Annotated in this window: 18 protein-coding genes; 9 read left to right on the top strand and 9 right to left on the bottom strand. The window is 45.5% G+C overall.

The window, feature by feature from the left end; all coding sequences use genetic code 11:
• Positions 1 to 16: 16 nt before the first annotated feature.
• Together ELS82_RS13550 and ELS82_RS13545 are read left to right on the top strand one after the other, a co-directional pair.
• Complete coding sequence (locus tag ELS82_RS13550; protein WP_134835940.1) at positions 17 to 1,021, top strand: substrate-binding domain-containing protein; 1,005 nt, start codon at positions 17 to 19, stop codon at positions 1,019 to 1,021.
• A gap of 111 nt (positions 1,022 to 1,132) precedes the next feature.
• On the top strand, positions 1,133 to 2,671 hold the full coding sequence (locus tag ELS82_RS13545) for a DUF3369 domain-containing protein (protein WP_134835939.1): 1,539 nt from the start codon (positions 1,133 to 1,135) through the stop codon (positions 2,669 to 2,671).
• On the opposite strand, the gene ELS82_RS13540 is transcribed toward ELS82_RS13545, so the two are convergent.
• Positions 2,653 to 4,602, bottom strand: coding sequence for a sensor histidine kinase (locus tag ELS82_RS13540; protein ID WP_134835938.1), 1,950 nt, complete (start codon positions 4,600 to 4,602; stop codon positions 2,653 to 2,655). The two genes, ELS82_RS13545 and ELS82_RS13540, sit on opposite strands and share 19 nt — an antisense overlap.
• A gap of 122 nt (positions 4,603 to 4,724) precedes the next feature.
• Here ELS82_RS13540 and ELS82_RS13535 point away from each other — a divergent pair, with 122 nt between their 5' ends.
• Positions 4,725 to 5,690, top strand: a complete 966-nt coding sequence (locus ELS82_RS13535) for an ABC transporter substrate-binding protein (RefSeq protein WP_134835937.1) — start codon at positions 4,725 to 4,727, stop codon at positions 5,688 to 5,690.
• Between the two features lie 121 nt (positions 5,691 to 5,811).
• Positions 5,812 to 6,795, top strand: a complete 984-nt coding sequence (locus tag ELS82_RS13530; RefSeq protein WP_134835936.1) for a chemotaxis protein — start codon at positions 5,812 to 5,814, stop codon at positions 6,793 to 6,795.
• A 68-nt stretch (positions 6,796 to 6,863) separates the two neighbouring features.
• Here the strand turns inward: ELS82_RS13530 and ELS82_RS13525 are convergent, their stop codons facing one another.
• Positions 6,864 to 8,855 carry a DEAD/DEAH box helicase gene (locus tag ELS82_RS13525; RefSeq protein ID WP_134835935.1) on the bottom strand — a complete coding sequence of 664 codons (1,992 nt, stop codon included), beginning with the start codon at positions 8,853 to 8,855 and terminating at the stop codon, positions 6,864 to 6,866.
• A 443-nt stretch (positions 8,856 to 9,298) separates the two neighbouring features.
• Between ELS82_RS13525 and rnb the strand changes: the two genes are divergently transcribed.
• The gene (rnb, locus tag ELS82_RS13520; RefSeq protein WP_134835934.1) at positions 9,299 to 11,302 is read left to right on the top strand and encodes an exoribonuclease II; all 2,004 of its coding nucleotides are present in this window, start codon (positions 9,299 to 9,301) and stop codon (positions 11,300 to 11,302) included.
• A gap of 63 nt (positions 11,303 to 11,365) precedes the next feature.
• Here rnb and ELS82_RS13515 read toward each other — a convergent pair whose 3' ends face one another.
• The gene (locus ELS82_RS13515; RefSeq protein WP_134835933.1) at positions 11,366 to 11,719 is read right to left on the bottom strand and encodes a DUF3024 domain-containing protein; all 354 of its coding nucleotides are present in this window, start codon (positions 11,717 to 11,719) and stop codon (positions 11,366 to 11,368) included.
• Positions 11,720 to 11,875: 156 nt separating this feature from the next.
• On the opposite strand from ELS82_RS13515, the gene ELS82_RS13510 reads away from it, so the two are divergent.
• On the top strand, positions 11,876 to 12,697 hold the full coding sequence (locus tag ELS82_RS13510) for a phosphate ABC transporter substrate-binding protein (RefSeq protein WP_134835932.1): 822 nt from the start codon (positions 11,876 to 11,878) through the stop codon (positions 12,695 to 12,697).
• 33 nt (positions 12,698 to 12,730) lie between these two features.
• Here the strand turns inward: ELS82_RS13510 and ELS82_RS13505 are convergent, their stop codons facing one another.
• The 3 genes from ELS82_RS13505 to ELS82_RS26930 are packed head-to-tail and all read right to left on the bottom strand — an operon-like array spanning position 12,731 to position 15,062.
• Complete coding sequence (locus ELS82_RS13505) at positions 12,731 to 13,558, bottom strand: sensor histidine kinase (protein ID WP_134835931.1); 828 nt, start codon at positions 13,556 to 13,558, stop codon at positions 12,731 to 12,733.
• The gene (locus ELS82_RS13500) at positions 13,542 to 14,813 is read right to left on the bottom strand and encodes an HD domain-containing phosphohydrolase (protein WP_244230787.1); all 1,272 of its coding nucleotides are present in this window, start codon (positions 14,811 to 14,813) and stop codon (positions 13,542 to 13,544) included. The genes ELS82_RS13505 and ELS82_RS13500 overlap by 17 nt, the downstream gene beginning before the upstream one ends.
• A gap of 12 nt (positions 14,814 to 14,825) precedes the next feature.
• A complete protein-coding gene (locus ELS82_RS26930) occupies positions 14,826 to 15,062 on the bottom strand; it encodes a hypothetical protein (protein ID WP_244230786.1) in 237 nt (78 codons plus the stop codon).
• Positions 15,063 to 15,253: 191 nt separating this feature from the next.
• On the opposite strand from ELS82_RS26930, the gene ELS82_RS13495 reads away from it, so the two are divergent.
• Complete coding sequence (locus ELS82_RS13495) at positions 15,254 to 16,600, top strand: NfeD family protein (protein WP_134835930.1); 1,347 nt, start codon at positions 15,254 to 15,256, stop codon at positions 16,598 to 16,600.
• A 1-nt stretch (position 16,601) separates the two neighbouring features.
• On the top strand, positions 16,602 to 17,396 hold the full coding sequence (locus ELS82_RS13490) for a slipin family protein (RefSeq protein ID WP_134835929.1): 795 nt from the start codon (positions 16,602 to 16,604) through the stop codon (positions 17,394 to 17,396).
• A 61-nt stretch (positions 17,397 to 17,457) separates the two neighbouring features.
• On the opposite strand, the gene ELS82_RS13485 is transcribed toward ELS82_RS13490, so the two are convergent.
• From ELS82_RS13485 to ELS82_RS13475, 3 genes are all read right to left on the bottom strand, one after another.
• Positions 17,458 to 19,668, bottom strand: coding sequence for an SGBP N-terminal domain-containing protein (locus ELS82_RS13485; protein ID WP_134835928.1), 2,211 nt, complete (start codon positions 19,666 to 19,668; stop codon positions 17,458 to 17,460).
• 88 nt (positions 19,669 to 19,756) lie between these two features.
• On the bottom strand, positions 19,757 to 21,184 hold the full coding sequence (gene melB, locus ELS82_RS13480) for a melibiose:sodium transporter MelB (RefSeq protein WP_134835927.1): 1,428 nt from the start codon (positions 21,182 to 21,184) through the stop codon (positions 19,757 to 19,759).
• 82 nt (positions 21,185 to 21,266) lie between these two features.
• Positions 21,267 to 22,625, bottom strand: a complete 1,359-nt coding sequence (locus ELS82_RS13475; RefSeq protein ID WP_134835926.1) for an alpha-glucosidase/alpha-galactosidase — start codon at positions 22,623 to 22,625, stop codon at positions 21,267 to 21,269.
• 304 nt (positions 22,626 to 22,929) lie between these two features.
• Between ELS82_RS13475 and melR the strand changes: the two genes are divergently transcribed.
• Complete coding sequence (gene melR, locus ELS82_RS13470; RefSeq protein WP_134835925.1) at positions 22,930 to 23,946, top strand: transcriptional regulator MelR; 1,017 nt, start codon at positions 22,930 to 22,932, stop codon at positions 23,944 to 23,946.
• Positions 23,947 to 23,964: the final 18 nt, after the last annotated feature.

The following is a 23,964-nucleotide window of genomic DNA, read 5'->3' as shown; positions in this document are numbered from 1 at the left end:
GTATGGAGACAATGACATGGCGACAATGAAGGATATTGCCAAACTAGCCGGAGTATCAACTTCTACGGTTAGCCATGTCATTAACAAGTCTCGATACGTCAGTGAAGAAATCTCAGAGCGCGTCAACAGCGCCGCTAGAGAGCTTAACTACCGTCCTTCCGCGCTTGCTCGCAGCCTTAAAGTGAATCGCACTAAAACCATTGGTATGTTGGTGACGACATCAACTAACCCGTTCTTTGGTGAGGTAGTTAAAGGTGTCGAGCGCAGCTGTTATCACAAAGGCTATAACCTTATTCTGTGCAATACCGAAGGGGATAACGAGCGCATGCGCGGTTCGATTGATACCCTATTGCAAAAGCGTGTCGACGGTCTGATATTGATGTGTTCCTCTCTTGAAGGTGAGCGTATCGATGTCTTTGAGCAGTACCCTGACATTCCTGTTGTGGTGATGGATTGGGGACCAATGTTGTTCACCAGTGACAAGATTCAAGATAACTCCTTACGTGGTGGTTACCTTGCGGCGAAGCACTTAATAGATTGCGGACATAAGCAGATTGGCTGTATCACTGGTCCGTTAGTTAAGCATCAAGCCCAAATGCGTTATGAAGGCTATAAACGCGCCATCAACGAAGCAGGGCTGACATTTAGCGCTGACTGGATTGTAGAAGCTGACTTTGAATGCGAAGGGGGCTATGACGCCTTTAACCGCATCTATGCTAAAGGCAAACTACCAAGCGCTATCTTTGTCTGTAACGATATGATGGCGATGGGGGTGATTAACGCCGCCCATGAAAAAGGCATCCATATTCCTCAAGACCTCTCTATTATTGGCTATGATGACATTCATATCGCCAAGTTCATGACTCCCTCGCTTACCACAATCCATCAACCCAAATATCGCCTTGGTAAGGCAGCCGTTGAAGCTTTGCTTAATAAGGTTGAAGGTGGCTCCACCGATGCTCAGGTGGTTCAGCTAGAACCGACGCTTGTCGAACGCTCAACAGTACTGACGCTTAACTAACTTACCAATAAATAGTGGCGAGTGGCTCTCAAGGGTTGAGCAGCTAATCCCATAAATGGCTAGAACTGTGCTAAACCTAAGTTAGGGCTAATATATTTATTGGATGAGCAAATGGAATTGTTCGCAGACTACAACAAGAACGAGACTGATCCTCCGACTAATCAGCACAAGCAAGCTGAACCTTGGACTGTATTGCTTGTTGATGATGATGAGCAGGTGCACCAAATCACTCGTTTAGCTTTATCAGGATTTTCCTTTGATGGTCGTCCGCTTAATCTCATTTCTGCTTTTTCTGCTCAAGAAGCCAAACAGGTTTATCATCAACATACTGGTATCGCCCTTGCACTGGTTGATGTCGTGATGGAAAGCGATCATGCAGGACTTGAATTGGTAAAATATCTGCGAGATGAGGTTAAAGATAAATTAATTCGTGTTGTTCTGCGTACTGGACAGGCGGGACAAGCGCCGGAAGATGTGGTCATTCGTGAGTATGAAATTGATGACTATAAAGAGAAGACCGAGCTCACTATCCAAAAGCTAAAAACATTGCTTTATTCGATGTTGAGATCTTATCGAGATTTATGCCTTATTGACGCGCAAAAAACAGGCTTGAAGAAAGTTATTGAGTCGTCAGCCAAAGTGCAAAACACCACCACACTCCAAACCTATGCATCGTCAGTACTTGAACAGCTTACCTCTTTACTGCAATTGGAAAAGTCTGCGTTTTACTGTGTGGTAAAACCTCGACCTGATGGTGAGCCTTCGCGTGCCCTTACCTTAGCAGCAACAGGAGACTATGTTGATTGTTACAGTGAATGTGCGATTGAGAAGTTACCTGAAGAGGTCGCGAGTCGCTGTCAAACCGTTCTAGAGGGTCGCCGCTCACAACACTTTGGCGATGCGTTCGTTTTTTACGCCCATGATGAGCAAGGCGTCGATAGCTTACTGTACGTCAACTTTCATCAAGTTTTGTCTGAGCTAGACATTCAATTGCTCGAAATCTATATGCAAAATATTGGACTTACGTTTGAGAATTTAAACTTGATGTTGGATATCCGTGAAACCTCCAAAGAGCTGGTTTATAGCCTAGCAAATGCAGTTGAGGCACGTAGCCGAGAAACTGGCGCTCATGTGCAGCGAGTTTCAATTTACAGTGAGAAGCTTGCTTTGCTTTATGGCCTTAGCCCTGAAGAAGCCAATATGATCAAACATGCTGCACCACTACACGATGTAGGTAAGGTCGCTGTGCCTGATTCCATTCTCCATAAACCAGGGAAGTTGGATGCAGACGAATGGGAAGAGATGAAAAAGCACGTTGATTATGGCGTTGAAATCCTAGACCGCTCTACGCGTCGCTTGATTGTCAAAGCGAAAGAGATCGCGGCTTTCCACCATGAAAAGTGGGACGGTAGTGGCTATCCAAACTCATTGATAGGTGAAGGTATTCCAATTAGCGGCAGGATTGCTGCTCTGGCGGATGTCTTTGATGCGCTGGGCTCTAAGCGCAGCTATAAAGAACCTTGGAGTGATGATCAGATTAGACAAGAGATCATTAGCCAAAAAGGCAAACACTTCGAACCTAAGCTGGTGGATTTACTACTGGATAATTGGGATGAGTTTACCGCGGTACGTCAGTCGTTGCCGGATTGATCGGGTAATTCTAGTGGCAGATCTTTTGGCAGTATTAATTGGAACAACACGCCACTTCCTAATTCTGACTCAAAGGCGAGATCACCTTTTAGCTTTTGCTTGACGAGGTTAAATACCAAGTTCAACCCCAATCCTGAGCCGCCTTTACCGCGTTTAGTGGTATAGAAAGGCTCAAAAATCTTCTGATGGAAGGGCATATCGATGCCCGCGCCATTGTCCCGATATTCTAAAATGATGTTGTTTTGATCTTGCTTAAAGTGAATGCTGATTTTGGCTTCGGCCACGTCGTCAAAGGCGTGGTTGATACTGTTCATGATAAGGTTTGATATTACTTGAGTGAGGACTCCCGGAAGGCTGTTCATTACTAGCGAGGCATCGCCTTCTAGAATCGGTGTCACGGGCACTTTCCGTGTTTCGGGATGAAGGCTAGCCACCAATGCCTCAAGCACTTGCTGGACATTAAATTGACTACGGCTCTCTGATACTTGGTCTACGGCGGTTTGTTTAAAGTCTTTGATGAGTTTAGCGGCTCGATTTAGGTTTTGTTCGAGCATCGTACTACTTTCTGTTAAACACTCTAGTAGCGAACGAAATTGATCCGTTGTTAATGTTTGATCTGTAAAGGCTTGATTTGCTTCGCTGACAATATCTTGAATGACGGAAGTTGCAGTGACCGCGATGCCTAAAGGGGTATTGACCTCGTGGGCGACGCCAGCGACTAAACCGCCAAGAGCAGCGAGTTTTTCCGATTCAATCAGTTGTTCTTGAGTCTTTTTGAGTTGCTGCATACTTTGCTCAAGGTCTTGAGTGCGAACCGCGACGGTTTTTTCAAGATTTTGGTTGAGCTCCTCGATCTCGATCTGAGTCAGTTTAAGCTCGGTAATGTTGATTGCGGTGCCGCGAAAACCAATAAACTCCCCTTTGTCAAAGCGAGCTTTTGCCTTAAACAGCAGGAAAACTTGCTTGTCATTGATAGTTAGGGCTTCCTCGCACATTGATATGTTGTAATGGCTTTTTAGCTTGCTACAGAGCGATTTACAGGGTGCTAATGCAGGTACCTCTTCAAGCATAGGTTTGCTATCCGTAGCGATTTTTAATGCGCTACGCATGCTATCTGAACAGTAAATTAGCGCTCCGCTCGCATCGGTCTCCCATAGCCAATCGGACGATATATGGGCGAATTCTGCTAAACGCTCTTGCTCATTTTTAATGTTCCGATACAGCTTTGTGACGTTATCGGTAATTTTATTGGTTTCGTTCGCCAGCCAGTCGAGTTCATCTTCCTTTTCGGTAATCCACTTGAAGTGCTCTAACTCTATCGGTTTAGCTGGGTGCCTAGGATTGTATTTACGTAGATACTGAGCAATTGAAAATATGCGTCGATTAATGCTTTTGTGGAACACTATTAAAATGACAAAACAGACCAGAAAGGTCTTGGCTGCATTTAAACTTAAGGTATAGATCGCTTGCCATATGAGGTAGTTGTATATCTCTTGTGCGTCGGATTGGATGTGTATCTGGCCAATCTCTTCAAAGCGAGTCGTGTTAGGGTGGTGGTAGACCAAAGGGTAATGTTTCGATATGGAGTTTGTAAGTACTGCCTTACCTGATTGAAAAGAGTAATCACCGCTTGTGATTTTTAAATAATCCACTCTGGGTAAATTCACTAAGCCATCAATTTCTTGTTGAAGCGCAATTAGGTCGAAGTCCCATAGTAGAGTCGCGATTAACGGGGCGTGGACATCGCGTATCTCCAAATGACGTTGATCTATTGAGTCAAACTGTTCTCGATAGTCCCAAGAGAGTTGCAATAAAGTCGTCAGTAACGTCACCGTACCACTTAGCAAAATCATGATCAGAATGATTCGGCGTCCAACTCTGCTGTAAAAAGGATTGTGAATACTGTCTTCAAATTGCTTCGTGCGACTCATATTGACCTACTATTAAAGGACGATGACTTTTAGTATAGCCAGTCCTTAAGAACCATGTCTGAGTAGGTAGGTCATGGAGTGGTTGACTAAATAACGGGAATTAACTCGAAGAGGGAACGATTATGCGATGGGCGATGATGTTATTGCTGTTCTCATTTCCGGTCTGGGGCGCCAAGGTATTGCTCATCGAAAGTTACCATTCAGAATTTGAATGGGATAAGAGTTATGTGCAAGGAATACAAGATACTTTGCAGCAAGGCATAGAGCTTGAAACGTATCAGATGGATACCAAGCGAGTACCACCGTCTGAATACGAAAAAATGGCGGAACTTGCGTTTGTTAAGTACATCGAGCTTAATCCAGATGTTGTTATTCTAGGGGACGACAACGCGCTTAAGTATATGTGGCCGATGATTTTCGATGACCCAATATCTGTTGTGTTCTTAGGGATTAACTCGAATCCCCGAGAGGTATTTAAGGACCATCAGGGCCAGGCAAAGGTGACCGGTGTTTTAGAGCGCCCGCTATTTGTCAAAACTATCGGTGAGCTGAAACATTTTTTATCTGATAAAGAGATGAAAGTTCGCATCATGTTTGATTCTGGGGTGACATCGAACATCGCGCGGCAATACATTGAGCGACAATATTTAATGATCAAACACAATCTTGGCGTGGAGATAGAGATCGTGTCAGCCGGAACTAAGCAAGAGTGGCAAAAAAACATTGTATCCGCTGCGGATGAAAATTTTTCAGTCATCATTGTTGGACTCTATCAGACTCTCATCGACCGTGAAGGGAACAACGTCCCTGCAGACGATGTTATTACATGGACTCATCAAAACTCAGAACTGCCTGTTTTTGCGTTTTGGGATTTCGCCGTTGCGAGTGATAAAGCAGCCGGTGGCGTGGTATTATTTGGCAACAGCCAGGGTGTGATGGCTGGGACCTTGGTCAATAGAATAGTCAATGGTGAATCGGCACGAAGCATTCCGATTCAAATAGGTAATCAGGGTAAAGCGATCTATTCAACGTCGGCAATGGAGCGGTGGAGTATGACTCCCCCGGAACATTGGAAACCGATTGATTAGAGTGATGAGTTGTTGAGTGAATCACAACATCGGGTAACTGATGCAAATGAAATTTACAAATGACCCAATAGCCGTTACAAAGGTGTATACCCCGAAAGTTTAGCGTAGGCAAAAAGAAAATATGAGTGTATCAAGTAGTACGATACTGACCGAAAGTGGCACTAATGAACTAGAAATTATCGAATTTCACCTTGTGAAGCGGATGCCTGATGGTAGTAAAAAGACCTGTTACTACGGTATCAACGTTGCGAAAGTGCGTGAGGTAATTCAAGTACCAGAAACGACGGACTACCCGAATGCTCAACCCCATATGATCGGTGTATTTTCATCACGTGACGTGTTGACACCGCTGGTTGATTTAGCGGGTTGGTTAGGTGTGCCGACCAATAGTGAGCTTGAGCGTAAGTTTGTTATTGTTACTGACTTTAACAATATGACCAATGGCTTTTTGATCGATTCGATTAGTCGTATTCACCGAATTTCTTGGAATGATGTTGAATCACCGAGTCAGTTTTTAGAGGCTGGTGAACAAGATTGTGTGGTTGCTGTGGTTCGTAAAGATGGCAATCTGATCATGATTTTAGACTTTGAGAAGATCATCGCAGATATCAACCCAGAGCTAAGCATGGAAAAATACGATGTGACGCTTGATAGAAGTGTTGACCTGAACCAGCGTATGGTCACTAAGCGTAATGCTAAAACAGTTATGGTCGTCGATGACTCTGCGTTTATCCGCTCTATGATTCAAGACACATTGAGCTCTGCGGGTTACAACATTATTGCTTGTAAAGATGGTGGAGAAGCGCACGAGAAACTGATGAATCTTATCGAGGTAGCGAAGGAAGAGAACTTGCCAGTTAGCGAGCTTATTGATGGCGTAGTAACTGACGTTGAAATGCCACGTATGGATGGTATGCACTTGGTTAAACGCCTACGTGATAGTGAGGCTTATGCCACTATGCCGATCGTGATGTTCTCTTCGTTAATGAGTGAAGATAATAGAGCAAAAGCCTTGGCTCTTGGGGCGAATGATACGATCACCAAACCAGAGATTGGCCGTATGGTCACCTTGATGGACAAGTATATCTTTAGTAATAACGCTTAGATATTACTTTGGAGCTGGCATAAAAAAAGGATACGCATTGCGTATCCTTTTTTGTTTGAGTCGGTTGATTAACCTTCGCTGCGGTTACCGCGACCATGGCCACGTTCACCACGGAAGTTACCACGGTGATCGCCACCACGGTTACGGTCAAAGCGACGCTCGCCATCACGACGGCCGCCTTCACGGTTACCATCACGACCGCCTTCACGGTTACCACGGTAGCCACCTTCGCGGTTGCCGTCACGGTTACCACGGTAGCCACCTTCACGGTTGCCATCGCGGTTACCACGGTAGCCACCTTCGCGGTTGCCGTCACGGTTACCACGGTAACCACCATCGCGACGACCACCGTCACGACGACCGCCATCGCGGCGTGGTTCGCGGAAATCGTTGAAGTCACATACTACAGCGTCAACTTGCTTCTGACGAATACGTAGTTTTTGTAGCTTGCCAGCAGTCTCAGAAGACATTGCTTTTGGTAGCTGAACGTATGTTTCGCCTTGTGCTAGTTTGATTGCACCGATTGAACCTTTTGTTAGGCCTAGTTCGTTTGCAAGTGCACCAACGATGTCTTTAACTTGAACGCCTTGCTCGCGACCCACTTGAAGCTGGTAAGTATCCCAGTCTTGAGTGTTGAAGCTACGACCGCCTTCACGACGACCATCGCGACCGTCACGGCCATTTTCACGACGATCTTTACGACGTTGCTTGTCACGCTCAATTGCTTCAATCATTGGGTCTTCGCCAATGTAGAATAGTGGGCGCTTGCCTTGCTGACGCTTAAGCAGGATAGCTGCTAGTGTCGCTGCGTCTAGCTCTAGAGATTCTTGTAGTTTTTCAACTAGCTCAGAGAACTTCTCTAGTGCTTTGTGTTCTTTTTCAGTTTCTAGTTCAGCACCAAGCTTAGCTAGACGAGCTTCTGCTACTTTGTCACGGTGCGGAAGTTGAATTTCTTCCATCGATGACTTAGTTACACGCTCGATAGTGCGAAGCATACGTAGTTGGTTTGTACGAACTAGAAGAATCGCTTTACCTTTACGTCCAGCACGACCTGTACGGCCGATACGGTGGATGTAAGACTCAACATCGAATGGGATGTCGTAGTTGAATACGTGAGTGATACGCGGAACGTCAAGACCACGAGCCACAACGTCAGTTGCAACTAGGATATCGATAACACCTTGTTTGATGTGATCAACAGTACGCTCACGTAGAGACTGAGGAATGTCACCGTGTAGTGCAGACGCTTTGAAGCCACGTGCAGATAGCCAATCAGCTAGACGCTCAGTGTCTTGACGAGTACGTACGAAGACGATTGACGCATCAGTTTCTTCAGTTTCTAGAAGACGAGACATTGCTTCGTCTTTTTCTACACCCTTAACAACCCAGAACTGCTGTTCTACTTTGTCTACCGTGTGGTTCTTACCTGCAACGTCGATCGTTTCTGGATCACGTAGGAAGCGCTCAACAATGTTCTTAAGCATTGGAGGCATAGTTGCAGAGAATAGTACACGTTGTGCAGAAGAAGGAGCGTGCTCCATGATCTCTGTTACGTCATCAACGAAGCCCATGTTCAACATTTCATCAGCTTCATCAAGCACGAATGTGTGAACTTCATCTAGGTGTAGACGGTCACGGTTGATAAGGTCTTGAACACGGCCAGGAGTACCTACAACAATGTGAGCACCGTTTTTAAGTGCACGCATTTGGTCAACGATTGACGCGCCGCCATAGATTTCAAGAACTTTAAGACCTGCGATGTTTTTACCTAGGTTCTTAACTTCTGCTGCTACCTGAATCGCAAGTTCGCGAGTTGGTGCAAGAACGATCGCTTGAGGCTTACGCTGATCAAGGTCTATTTTGTTAAGAAGAGGTAGAGAGAAAGCTGCAGTTTTACCAGTACCAGTCTGCGCTTTACCTAGTGCGTCTTTACCAGCCAATAGGTGCGGGATAGCAGCAGCCTGAATTGGAGTTGGTGAAACGAAACCCATACCGTCAAGAGCTGAAAGGATAGAGTCGTTAAGCGCTAGATCGCTGAACTGAATTACAGAATCTGTCATTGGGATCCTACTATATATAAGTCAATAAAAGGTCCCACGAGCTCTACCAATTCCAATACAAATCCAGATGAGAGCTGATTCCATTCAGATGCGGAAAAGTCGTAAATCGCATCAAGCCACTAGGGACGTAAAACACATCGAAACCGAAACGTTGAGTTAGAGGCACCGATATAAGGGGGCGGATTATTCCTGAAAAGCATAAAAAAAGCTAGAAAAAATTGAATTTCATCACAATTTTTTCCTCAATTGAGATTGTTTGTTCACATATTCGTCATCTAAAGCCATGCCTCGGATGAATTAACATCAATTCAATTAATTCGCTAACTGATTGAATTCTCCTCTGAACGATAGATTGTCATGCTGAGAAGGTAGCTAGGCTATAGGTGGGGTGATATAGTGTGCGCAATTTTCGGTGTGATACTTAATCGGTTAAAACAAGATAGATGTTTCAAGATAACCCTCTACTGGCTCAACTTAAGCAGCAAATTCAAGAAAACCTTCCTAAGAAAGAAGGCACGATCAAAGCGACTGAAAAAGGCTTTGGTTTTTTAGAAGTCGATAGTAAGACAAGTTACTTTATTCCGCCTCCGTATATGAAGAAATGTATGCATGGCGATAAAGTGAAAGCGATCATTCGTACAGAGAAAGAGCGCGAGCAAGCTGAACCAGAAGAACTGTTGGAGCAAGGTGTTAACCGTTTCATCGGTCGAGTGAAGCTGTTTAAAGGCAAGTTAAACGTTACGCCAGATCATCCACAACTTAAAAAGCTATCTTTGAAAGCAAAGACGCGTAAAGGCATTAAGAGTGATGATCTAAAAGAAGGCGACTGGGTTGTTGCTCACCTTACGCAACACCCATTAAAGGGCGATAACGGCTTCTTTGTTGAGATTAGCGAAAAGATCACAGATACCGATGATAAGATCGCACCTTGGTGGGTAACACTGGCTCAAAATGATTTACCTAACAGCGAACCAGCGGGTATCGATAACTGGGAAATCAAAGATGACGTGGATCTAGAACGTGTTGATATGACGCATGTTCCATTCGTAACCATTGATGGCGCATCAACCAAAGATATGGATGATGCTCTGTACGCTAAGAAAACCGAATCTGGTGATTTTGAGCTGACGATTGCGATTGCCGATCCAACAGCGTACATCACACCAGATAGCGAAATGGATAAAGTTGCTCGTGAACGTGGCTTCACGATTTACCTACCAGGTCGCAACATCCCTATGCTGCCTCGTGACCTAGCGGATGAGCTGTGCTCACTAATGCAAGATGAAGTGCGTCCAGCGCTTTGCTGCACGGTCACAGTAGGTAAAGATGGCGTTATCGCTGATGACATCAAGTTCTTCGCTGCGAACATTAAATCACACGCTCGCCTTGTTTATGATCATGTATCAGATTGGCTAGAAAATGGCGAATCAACGGAGTGGCAACCAAACGAAGAAATCGCGCAAATTGTTCGTGATCTTTACGACTTCTCTTTAGCGCGTGCGGATTGGCGTGAGCAGAATGCTGTGGTATTCCCGGACCGTCCAGACTACCGTTTTGAGCTGAGTGAAGATAACGATGTGATTGCGATTCATTCAGACATGCGTCGCAGTGCAAACCGCCTTGTTGAAGAGTCAATGATCACGGCAAACATTTGTGCCGGTCGTACTCTACAGTCAACGTTTAACTCAGGTGTCTTCAACACGCACCTTGGGTTTAAGCCAGAGAAAATTGCCGATGTACTGGGCTTTGTTAATCCAGAAGGTGAGTTGCCGTTCACTGCTGAATCTGTAGCAACATTGGAAGGCTTTGCTGAGCTACGTCGTTGGTTAGGCAAGCAAGAATCAAGCTACCTAGATAATCGCATTCGTAAATTCCAAGCGTACAGCGAAATTGGTAACCAGCCTCTACCACATTACGCGATGGGTCTCGATATCTACGCAACGTGGACGTCTCCGATTCGTAAATATGGCGATATGATCAACCACCGTATGCTGAAAGCACACATCTTAGGTAAAGAGCCTGTTCAAACGGCTGATGAGACAGTGGGCGAAGAGCTAGCACTGCACCGTAAACACCACAAGATTGCTGAGCGTAACGTTGGTGATTGGTTATACGCGCGTACGCTTGCTGAAGAGCCAGCGAAAGAAACCAAGTTCAACGGTGAAATCTTTGATATTAACCGTGCTGGTATGCGTGTTCGCCTAATTGAAAATGGTGCAGCGGCGTTTATTCCGGGCTCTTTGATTCTAGCTAATAAAGAGCGTCTAGAGTGCAGCGCAGACAATGGTACGGTTTCTATCGATAAAGAAGTAACTTACCGACTTGGTGACGTACTTGAAATCGTACTGACTGAAGTGAACCAAGAGAATCGCAATTTGGTGGCAAAACCAACGCAGATCTTTGAAGATGTCAAAACGGTTGAAGAAGTAGAAAAAGCGGCAGAGTAATCTCCGCTTTCTACTGAGAATAGTGATATAGAAAGGGCGCTCATTGAGCGCCTTTTTTTTAAGTTAATCCAACCAAAACATCGATTTTGGATCTTTGTCGATCTCTCGCATTATTGCGGTAAGGTCACTGCTTTGCGCTAAGAATGGATAAGGAAGCCAGCTATCCACTTCAGAGTGGTGAGGCAAGAAGAGCTGCCATAGATTCAACTCTCCATTCCATGAGACTTTCGCTACTGGGTTCATGTAGTCACAATGGGTGGAATCCAACAGAAAATGTTGCTTGATAAAAATTACGCCATTGTTCATGGATTCATAGCTCGCCTTGCCAAGTTCGGCTGGCGTGCTTTGATTGCGTTGTTTACAGATCAGCTGGGCTCGGCTTTCGAGTTGCCGCTGTAACAAACTCACTAATCCCATATTATCCTCATCCTTGCACGGTTGGCAGAATACACTTGCTTTAAGCATAGTAGGAGTAAGTTATTTGATTGTCTGTATGGGTTTTCACAAAACTGTCATCTAATCGAAATACCATAACGCACATTATTTAATACCTTTTTCGATTAGGAGAGAATTATGGTTCGCGTTGCACTAGCAACACTTTTGTCGACTTCATTGCTAGTGGCTCCCGCTTTAGCAAAGGAAGTGAATGTTTCAGGATCTACTTCGGTAGCTCGTGTAATGGATGTCTTGGCTGAACACTTTAATAGCACCCACTCTGATACGTATGTAGCGGTTCAAGGCATTGGTTCGACGGCAGGTATTACTCTGGTAAAAAAAGGTGTCGCTGACATTGGTATGAGCTCACGCTACCTCACCGACAGTGAGCAAGATGAGTCGTTGTCTGTTTCTCCTATTGCCTTTGATGGTTTAGCGGTTGTGGTTAACCAGTCAAATACCGTTAATAACGTCACTCGTGAGCAGCTGTTTGATATCTATAAAGGTAAGATCACCAACTGGAAGCAGTTAGGCGGAGCGGATCAAAAAATTGCGGTCGTAACGCGCGAGGCGTCATCGGGGTCACGTTATAGCTTCGAAAGCTTAATGGGGCTAACTAAGATTGTGAATGGCCGTCTAGTGTCGGATATCAATCCAGATAACTTGGTCGTCAACAGTAACAGCATGGTGAAAACCATTGTTAATCACAATAAACAAGCGATTGGTTTTATCTCAACGGGCTCTGTTGATCACTCAATCAAAGCGATTCAATTTGAAGGTATCAGCCCTAACAGCCAAACCATTGCTAGCGGTGAGTATGAGCTTTCTCGCCCGTTCTTAGTACTGTACGCCAAAGAAAATATCGACCAAGACTCTAAAGCGTTCTTAGGTTACCTAAAGAGCAAACAGGCGAAAGCTCTGATTGCAGAATATGGCTACACGCCAATGAACGACAAGTAATACTTGAATAAAGGCGGCAGTGAGTCGCCTTTTTCATTCTTCATTTTCAATTAAAACTGCAGGGCCGGGTATCGTAATTGTAAATGTGGTTCCTTGTCCGACTATGCTATGGCACTCGATGGTACTGTTAGCACGGGAGAGCACATTTTTCACTATGGATAATCCAAGGCCAGTACCGCCATTGTCTTTGGCCGTGCTATAGAAATCCTCAAAAATCTTGCTTAATTTCTGCTCTTCAATTCCGATGCCATTATCTTCCACGATGATGACGACTTTATCCTCTTGATAGTCGTCCATGCTAACGACAATCCTTGGTTGAGAGACGTTGTGAAACGCGTGCTTTTTGGCGTTTAAGATCAGATTCGAAATGACGTGGTAGATGAGGCCAGTATCGGTTTTAACTTCTACGTTTTGAATATTTATCATCTTAATCTCAACCCCACGCAAGTTCGGCTCTAACGCTAAGATGGTGTCTTGAATCTTATTGCCGATATTGACCTTATCAATCAAGGACTGAATGTTGTCTGTTGATAAACGTTTCAGTCTTTTGATGATATCGGCAGAGCGGTCGAGGTTACTCATCAATATATGGTTGATATTTGCGGAGGATTCAAAAAAATGGTCTAACTCACTGCGCGTGAGCTTGTTTTCTTTAACGCGGCTTTCGAGTTGTTGAATCAGCTTGAGCAGATGGCTTGCTGTAGTAATACTGTTGCCAATAGGGGTGTTGACCTCATGAGTGATCCCCGCGACCAATTGCCCGATAGACGCCTTCTTTTCTGCTTCTAATAGTTGTTGCTTAGTTGAGTGCAATAACTCTTCGAGTGTGTGAGTCGAGTCGGCATCAGTCGGGGTAGGCATTTCTTATCTCAAGGCATTGGTCGAAGATAGATAAGAACGCGTCGCAGATCTCTGGGTCAAAATGCTTGCCACGTTGTGAGCGAATATAGTCCCTTATCGATTCGGATTCCCAAGGTTCCTTGTAGCTGCGTTTGGACGCTAAGGCATCGAAGACATCTACGATTGCAGTAATTCGGCCCTCGATAGGAATTTTGTCCTCTTTGAGTTGGCGAGGGTAACCTGTACCGTCCCATTTTTCGTGATGATTACCGGCAATTACCGCTGCAATCTGCAAAATCTCTAGGTTCGACCCAGATAAAATCTCCTCGCCGATTTCGGCATGGGTTTGCATGATGGCCCACTCTTCAGAATTCAGTTTACCTGGCTTGTGTAAGATACTGTCGGGAATTGCAATTTTACCAATATCATGTAACGGGGAGGCGAGCTTGATTTTGTTGGCATATTCGTCTGGCAGCCCGATGTGCTTAGCCAGTACTTCTGAGAGAATAGCGAGGCGCTTAACATGGCTCCCAGATTCCTTAGAGCGAGTTTCCACCACTTCACCCAATCGATAAGCGATCTCTTTCTGAGTTTCGACGATGTCTCGCAGAAGGAATGTTTTGTCGTATGCTGCAATTGCACTGTTGATGAAAATGTCGATCAGCTCTCTCTGCTTTTCAATGACCTCTGCGGGTGACTCAATAAATATCAGTCCTTGGCAGTGATTGACGGAGACGGGAAGTACGTAGGTGTTATGATCAAACTCGCTGATTTGCGGGCTACCGAAGTCATACTGCTGTGTACCCAAATCGCAATATTGGGAGAGCTTATTACCGAGTGGGCGCATAGAGGTGTTTGAGGTCGCGACTATGGTCCATTCACCATCGAGAGGGGCGGCGCCAAAATGAACCGCATGGACTTCATCGAGCCTCAGCAAAGCGACCACTTGCACTAAGATTCCTTGCAGCCACTCTGCGCTAGAGTCTTCGGTCAAAATATTCGAGGTCGAGTTAATGATGCATTTGAGCCCAGCGCGCGTTTGCTCAATGGTTCGAATGTCATTGTAGGCGCGTATCGCCGAGAGCGTTGATGTGGTCAGGCGGGTAGAGTTGAGCTCAGTTTTATTTTTATAGTCGTTTATATCGTAGTTAAAAATGATCTCTTCTTCAGGTGCATCACCTGGTTGCCCTGTCCTTAAGATGATTCGACAGTTATGATCATCGTATTCGTCTCTAATCCATCTCACCAGTTCTAAGCCCGCTTGACGTGTTTCCATCACAACATCTAACTAAATCACCGCAAACGGAGTCTCTGCTTGTTCGATAAGTTGGCGTGCTTGTTTCCCCGAATAGGCGTGAGTGAACTTAAGGTCGCGTCCAAGAAACTGAAAGCTATTTAGGACAATACAGGTGATATCGTGGACATCTTGCTCATCATCCACGATTAACACTTCCCAGTGTCGGTCGGGACTTACTTCCTCGTCGGATGGTTCGTCGGCAAAACAAAAGCTATCATTCATATCCATTCAATACACTTGGTCTGATAAAGTGAAAGTGGTAGCTACTACTGTGCAATGTACTTACTAAGTTTTAGGTTACAACTTATCCAATTTCAACTGTAGGTTTTGCAGATACTATAAGTATTGTCCCTATAAATGAACGCTGTGTTGGTTGAGATAGTCTAAACTCAAATCAACAGTATCGGTGGGATAGCGCAATGTACCTGCAGAGAATAAAATCACTCCTATATGCTTTTTTTATCTTGTGGTGGCCGGCCAGTGTTGTTCAAGCAGAAGAGAATAATACGCCTAATCAAACGGTACCAGTCATTTCCATCAGCGGAGCAATTGGCCCTGCTGTGGGTGACTACGTCATCAAGCAAATCCAGTTAGCCAATCAGCAGCCAAATGTGCCTGCTTTGCTCATGACCATTGATACTCCTGGCGGGCTCGTCAGTAGTTTACGCGATATAAATCAGGCCATACTTGCCTCTAACATTCCTATTCTATGCCTTGTTCATCCGCAAGGAGCAAGAGCCGCCAGCGCTGGTACTTTTATTCTCTATGCTTGCCATATTGCTGCCATGGCTCCCGCAACAACCCTCGGTGCAGCCACACCGGTCAGCATTGGCGGTGGTGGTGCACCTAATCAGCCACAAGAAAAGCCAGAGACACCAACTGCAATGGAAAAGAAAGTGCTCAATGATTCTATTGCCTACATACGCTCTCTCGCGCAGTTAAGAGGGCGTAATGCGGAATGGGCAGAGTCTGCGGTACGTGACGCAGCGACCTTGTCTGCCAGTGAGGCGAAAGAGAAAAATGTCATCAATTTGATTGCTGAGTCGCCCGAACAACTGTTGTTATTGTTGGATGGCTTCACTATTAAAGTCGCTGATTCTCAAACCACGCTAGCCCTCTCTTCGGCTAAGTTGGAACATCGGGCACCCGATTGGCGTAATCAATTTATGTCGACCATCACCAATCCTAATATCGCCTATCTACTGCTGATTATTGGTTTTTACGGATTGCTGCTTGAGTTCTATAGCCCAGGTTTTGGTGTCGCGGGAGTGGTGGGGGCGATCTGCTTGCTTGTCGCTACTTATGCTTTTCAAATGTTGCCAGTGAACTATGTCGGGGTTGGCCTGATTGTATTAGGACTCGGTTTACTGGTGGCGGAATCCTTAGTGCCGAGCTTTGGCATTTTGGGCTTTGGTGGCGTGGTGGCTTTCGTGTTGGGCTCAATATTCTTGTTCGATAGTGATATCCCTGAACTGCGAATCTCTATGAGCCTTATCTACTCGATCGCATTTACTTCGGCGGCATTTGTAATGTTTGTTTTGCGCAGGGTACTGCAACTGAGAAAGAGCCAAGTGGTCAGTGGTATTGAAGATCTCATCGGCAGTGACGCAGTGGTTGAGAGGGCATTTGAACAGCAGGGTTATGTGCGGGTAAATGGAGAGCGCTGGGCAGCGCAAGGCAATGAACATTACTCGGCGGGGGAAGTGGTGGTCATTGAAGATATTGAGGGACTGACGCTGACAATTAAAAAACAGCAAGGAGGTTAAGATGTTGGAACAATTACTCATGAGTGGGATGCTCACGCCAGTCATCTTAGTGGGCTTGGTGTTGTTAATTGCGTTTAGCTTGTTTCACGTTTTACGTGAGTATGAACGCGGGGTGATTTTCTTCTTGGGCCGTTTTCAAATGGTCAAAGGGCCGGGGTTAATTGTCGTTATCCCTATGATTCAACAAATTGTTAAAGTCGATATGCGAACCGTGGTGATGGATGTTCCAAGCCAAGATGTGATCAGCCGTGACAACGTTTCTGTTCGCGTGAATGCGGTAATCTATTTTCGAGTGGTCGATGCGCAAAAGGCGATCATTAATGTCGAAGATTATTTAGCGGCCACTTCTCAACTCGCTCAAACCACGCTGCGTTCAGTATTAGGTCAGCATGAGTTAGATGAAATGCTGGCTAATCGTGAAATGCTCAACACAGATATTCAAACCATTTTGGATGCACGTTCTGACGGGTGGGGGATCAAAGTTTCGGATGTAGAGATTAAGCACGTCGACCTGAATGAAAGCATGATTCGGGCGATAGCCAAACAAGCGGAAGCAGAAAGGGCGAGAAGGGCGAAAGTCATTCATGCCTCGGGCGAGATGGAAGCCTCAGAAAAGCTTGTTGAGGCCGCGAGCAAGATGGCCACTCAGCCTAACGCGATGCTACTGCGTTATCTACAAACCTTGACCGAGATTGCTGGAGAGAAAAGTTCGACCATTGTCTTTCCATTACCGATGGAGTTGATGGAGGGGCTGTTTAAAAGGCACGGAACAGGGGACAAAGAGAATAAGCCATAAAGCATGATTGATAGGCTCTCGAATTGGCCGAGAGCCTATATTGGAAGTGAATTTCAAAGGATTACTTAGCAACGATTCTGTTTTGCTCTCCTTCAACAGCAATGACAACGTAGCTCACCAACTGCCCGTTGATTTCCTTTTGACTGGTTGGCATTGCATGTCCATCCACTGTCAGTGAAGCGAAATCACCATAGAACCAAGCTTCCCATTCGAGCGTTGTTTGTGAGTTGTTGGTCAACGTCGTTTGCTCTAATCCGTCATGACGAATGGTTAGTTCATGTTCACCCATCAGTATATGTTTTGCCTCTAGCCATTTGATGTCCGGAGTAAGGTGAGAAGCGGTAATAATGGTTTCTTTAGCCGCATTCGGTTTGATACCCATTAAGCCTTCAATAGTGTTAGCAATGAAGGTAAACGACAGTTCTGGATAGTCGCCGTTAGTACCTTGAGTTGGACGCTCATGGGGCTGGTCTTTAGTATCCATAATGTACTGCATCCACTTCCAAGCTTCTTCGTTGCGGTTGTACGGGAAGTAGGTTTCTGGGATGTAGGTATAAGCTTCAATGTTATTTGGCGCTTCAGGCGTAGAACCGATACCATCACCTAGATTGGCGGCGATAAAGTCGAGGTATTTATCATTACGCGCATCTGGGTTGGTGATGCGTTTCATCGGCATAAACCAACTGTTTTCCTTACCAAAGTCGTTAAGGCGTAAGCCATCTTTTTGTACGATGTTGACATAGTTGCCCAGTGGCTCGCTAGGGTCGGCGATACTCCATTCTTGATTAAAGTAATCTTTCAGTTGTTGCGCTTTCTCGCTCCAAACGGCAGCTTGGCTATATTCTTGGCGCGCTTCGAGCATCTTTGAGTAAGCTAATGTTGCTTGATACTGTGAACCGATGGCATCACCAGCTTCGATCGGGAATTCTCCACGCTCGTTGTAGGTCGCAGAGCCTTCGAAAATCCCACCGTAACCTTCGGCAATCCCATTCGGGTCTTGATCGTCATGGAGTGCGATATAGTCGGTCAGAACCTTGGTGTAGAAACGCCACAGATCCTCGTCTTCAATATAACGCTCATCTCCAGTCCACAGATATTGCTGCCACGCTTTCTCTACAAACTCGAACTGTGCTGGGACTTCGCGTACAAACCAAGAATCGTCGACATAATCAATGGTATGAGGGGTTCCATCAAAATTGACGGCCCACAGCGTGTACCATTTTCTCGACTCCGTTGAATGCTGGGCAAAGGTCTTAAACATCGAGAAGTTTTCTACTGCTAGTCCGGCTAATTGTGCGCCGCTGGCTTGGTGTAAAAAGTCACGAGAATAAAAAGCTGTGCGATCAAAGTACCCCGCCCAATAAGAAGGGATGTAGTCAGCCGTACCAGTGCCGTCGTTGTTATTCTCATCACGGTTAACCAAGTCGTGTTTTCCTGTCATCACAAAACGCTTCGTTTTATCCACCGCCCAAGCGAAAGAGTCCTCAAGCATGGCATTGGATGATGTAACTGTGATCTGTTTAGGCTGCTCTGTGGCGCTAATCGTCCACTGCTCTGGCTGATGGTCATTGGAGCTAAGCGTGATGACCATTGGCTGAGTGAGATCAAGCACATCTCCTTGGCTAATCGTAGTGCCACTGCCATTCGATACGATTAAGTTGTCGACAGTTACTTGAGTTAATTCAGTGCCAAACGGAACATCGATTTCGACTCGTTTATGGTTACGATTGATGTTGCTGGCACCGGACTGGTCTTTGACGTTGAACTGAATAATCTGATTAAAGCTGAGAGGTTTGTTTTTGTTGCTTTTGGTTAAGCTAATATTGTCGACGCTGACACCGCCTTCATTTGACCCTGTGATAGAGACTTTGAGCTGCTCGCCTTGCTCTAATGCGATGTGCTTAAGGGTGTTTTTTTTGTAGCTTTGGCTTGGTTTAACGGACTTGCTGACGAGTACTTCATCGTAAAGGTTAGTGACCGCAATCGTCGCATCATTGGCTGGACTAATGACATAGGCAGAGAGATCGTAAAAGCCAGTTTCAGGAACGGTGATGATCTGATTGATGCTGTGGGTAGTACCAGTGGCAATTCGGCCTCGATATTCTCCTTCATAAGCGGAGTCATTTTTGATGTTGGCAAACCAATAGCTCCAGCCAAGCCCTTTGTCTTCAAAGCTTGGGTTAGAGAGTAAGTTATCATGTTGTTTGGCGTGTGCCACTCCGGATATCGCAAGTGCACAAGATAGTGCGCAGGTAATTAGGTTGTGCTTCATAGTGTTCTCGTTATTGAATTTTGTAGGAATGCTAAGCAGCGTCTCGGTAATTTTTATAAAAAGCTACGGGCGAGATGCCCGTAGTTGATTAAGTTGCTTGTGCTGCGCTTGCAGGTTTTGGCTCGCTGCTCACAGGGGAGTTGCTATCGCCAATGTGTTGATACTTTTCTGTCAGATGATCTTGAATATTTTGATGGAACTGGCCGTTTAGCTTGTAGAAGCGGAAGTAAACCACTAATGCAATTGCGAAGAAGATAGCCGGTAGGCCGACCATAATGCATTGCATGCCGAACACGGTGTCAGGGCTTTGCTCGACATTCGGTACGTAGTCGACTGCTGTTAAGGCAATGCCAATGAAGAATGCAGCGAAGGCAGAGCCCGCTTTCACCACCAGAGTTTGAACAGAATAGGCGATACTTTCGCAGCGTTGACCGAGTTTGAATTCGCCGTAGTCCACCGTGTCCGCCACCATAATGACGTTCAGTACCCAGAACAGCGCGGTACCGATTTGCAGTAACACACCCGCTGTTGAAATAAGCAGAATACTTTGTTTGTCATACATGCCGACATAGATAAGTACTGCGCTGCCCAGAATCGGTAAGCTTGATGCACATGCCCACAACACGCGGCGAGAGAACATTTGTGCCAGTTTGGGGAACAGTACAAGAGTGATTAGGTTAGCAATACCAGCATAGGCCATGTAGTAAGGGAACAAGTCTTCATTGCCAACGACGTAAGTAAAGTAATAAACAGCAAAAGCAGTAATGATATTGGTAGCGAGGTTGTAAGACAGAGCCATGCAAAGGACGCTGGTCAGTTGGTCATTCTTGTAGATAAGCTTGAGTAGTGATTTCAGCGAGACGCGCTCTTCTGGTTGGCTGGTATCAAGCTGGTTGGTTGAGTAACGCTCTTTGACGTTTCTTAATGTGATGTAGGTAGAGACAACAAAGCAGGCGATAAGCAGTAATGTGAAGACTTGGAAGCCGTAGCCTTTGTCATCACCTCCGACGTAGTTAACGAACGGCATGGCGATGGCCGCCGTAACAAGCCAGGCGAGGCTCGCGAAGAATCTAGGGTAGGGAACAAGGTCTTCACGTTCACGTTTATCTAACGTTAACGTCGGGACTAAAGACCAGAAAGGGATATCCATTAAGGTGTAAGTCATTCCCCATAAGATGTAAGTGACCGCGGCGTATGCGATAAGCCAAGGGCCTTCGATATGGTGAGCGCTAAATAGCATGAAGAGGACAACAGAGTTGGCAATCGTACCAATCAGAATCCAAGGCTTAAACTTACCCCAACGACTGCGCGTGTTATTGACAATCCAGCCCATTATCGGGTCGTTCACTGCATCCCAGATACGTGCGACGAGGAAAATAGTACCGACAGTGGCGGCTGAAATGCCAACCACGTCCGTGTAGTAAAACATCAAATACATATAGACAATGGTAATCGCAAAATCTTTACCAAATGCCCCAAAGCCGTAACTCAGCTTGGTGTTCATTGAAATGCTCATGGGTGCTCCTTACGCCCCCTAATTAAGGAGGCGTATATTGTTCACGTTATATTGTTATTAGAAAGCTTGTTGTTATTTGAAATTAAGCTTGTTGATAAACCCAGTCTGGTAACCAACCTTGGTGCGCTTGGATCAAATCGTCGACCAGAGCGTAAATCTCCTCTATTCCCAACACGGCTGCCGTGTGTGGATCTAACATGGCTGCGTGGTAAATACGCTCTCGATTTTCAGTCAGGATGGCTTCTGTCAGTAGCGTTTGTACATTGATGTTGGTTTGCATCAGAGCGGCTAGATGATTAGGTAGTCGGCCCGCTTTAACCGGTTGAATGCCGTTAGCATCAACAAGACAAGCAACTTCAACACAGCACCCATGTGGAAGGTTATCGATCAGAGCTTCATTTTTGACGTTACCGTAGATAACACTCGGCGTTCCTGTCCAAATCGAGTTCATAATGGTACTGGCGTATTCGTGGGACTCTTTGACCGTGATTTGATCTGCATCCTTAAACGCTTCTAAATCTTGTTTCCAATCAGCGATTTGCTCTACGCAGCGCTTTGGATACTCATCCAACGGTACTTTATACCGTTCAATTAAATCTGGGCGATTTGGCTTAATAAAATATGGGGTGTATTCCGAGAAATGTTCAGAAGATTCAGTGACGAAATAGCCGAGCTTCTTAAACATTTCGTATCTGACTAGGTTGGTACAACGGCCATTGTGGTGCAGGCCGGGTTTAGGCGCTTGACCGCTTTCAAATGCCGCGAGGAGATCAGGATAAATATCGACATACTCGCCTTGGCCATTTTTCTTCTCTAGGGTCAGGTAGTAGGCCATATGGTTGATGCCAGCGCAGGTATAGCGTAAGTCTTGGTAGTCGAGATCAAGATCGCGAGCCAGTTCTTCGGCAGTCCCTTGAACAGAATGGCACAAACCGACTTGTTTGATATTTGGGTACTTCTCATACATCGCCCAAGTGTTCATCGCCATTGGGTTTACGTAGTTGAGCATGGTCGCATTTGGGCACACTTCACTCATATCTTCACAAACCTGCCACAGGTGAGGAATAGTGCGTAGGGAGCGCATAATGCCACCTGGTCCGAGCGTATCAGCAATGGTTTGTTCTAAGCCGTGTTTCTTACACACATCAAAATCGGTGACGGTACAAGGTTCATAGCCGCCAATTTGGAAGGCGATAACCACAAAGTCGGCATTCTTCAGGGCTTCTTTTTGCTCTAAGTGGCAACTAATGGTTCCTGTCGCGCCAGAAGATTGCATCAGCTTGCTGACCACAAGATGGGACTCTTCAAGTCGAGTTCCATCAATGTCCATTAAGGCGATATGCGCGTTTTTTAGAGCTGGCTTGTGAAACACATCGCCAAGGATGTTTTTGACAAAAATGGTTGAGCCTGCACCGATAAAAGTGATCTTAGGGCTGTTCATTGGTTGGTTCCTCATCTATCACGTATTTGCTTGGATGAGTACACATTACCTGTGTGACCAGTACCGATTCGTCTCACTTCAAAACGGCAATCTCCTATTTCCTAATATTTCTATTTGGTGTTGGAAAAATCTTAGTTTTTGGGATTCATTGATGATAAAACGGGAGGGATAGGTAACTCATTGATAAGCAAAATGATTGGGTGGAATTGGCGTTGTAATCAGTATGGATTGATATGATCAGCCTCTGCGTATTATCAGGAAAGATTTGTTACAAGTACTTTATTGGCTCGGGATGGAACAGATAATGACAAACAGCGCAACGGATACCACTTATATCGTGACTCGCAATGAGTACTCAGATGAAAACGTATTAGTCAGTCCACTCTCTTTGTATTCATCCTATGAAAAGATTGATGTAGAGATTCGAGCGCCCCATTCCATGCCGGGTTACCATTGGCATGGGCAAGTGGAGGTAAACATCCCATTTGGCGATGACGTTGAATACATAATCAACGGCTCGCCTGTGGTGATCGAAAGTGGCGCGATTGGTCTTTTTTGGGCTTCAGTGCCGCATCGTCTAACTAACCCTGGCACGAGTCATAATATGGGCATCATTAATATTCCCATTCACCAATTTATGTCTTGGCCTTTAAGTCGAGAACTCGTTAATCAAATCACCCATGGCTGTGTTCTTCAGTCAAAATCTAAGGCGTTGGTGAGTGAATTTGAGCTGGCAAGGTGGGCGAAGGAAATCAATGACAATATCGATGGCCGCCAGCAACTCGCAGTAGACGAAATTGGTTTAATGCTGCGACGAGTTTGCCTCGACGGTTGGAAACAATTGGTCGCCGCACGGGCGGATAAAACCACCAAAAAGGGCGTATCCAAACATTCTCAGTTTTACGTCAGTCAAATGCTTGAGTACATCGCGACACATCACAATATGCCGCTGACTACAAAAGCGATAGCAGAGTATGTTGGTCTGCATGCCAACTATGCGATGAACGTGTTTCAGCGCACCATGCAGATGACCATCAAGCAGTACATTACCGCGATGAGGATCAACCACGCCAGAGCGTTGCTCAGTGATACTGATAGAACCATTTTAGATATCGCACTTACCGTTGGCTTTAACTCTAGCAGTCGCTTCTACGAGACGTTTCAGACCTATATTGGTGTTACACCGTCGCAGTATCGTAAGTTGGCCAGAGAAGATCACCGCTGGAGCTTGCATGGAAGTAGCCCGCTGTATGATTTAGAAAAAGGGGCCTGTGACGGCAAGCGCCCGGTAGGGGTGACACGTCATTTTGATGAGAAATAAAAAAAGCCCCGTTGAAAG

It is taken from the genome of Vibrio ouci, assembly GCF_004551525.1.
Taxonomy (GTDB): domain Bacteria; phylum Pseudomonadota; class Gammaproteobacteria; order Enterobacterales; family Vibrionaceae; genus Vibrio; species Vibrio ouci.
Note: the sequence above shows the minus strand (reverse complement) of the source record. Positions and strands in the feature narration are given on the sequence as shown.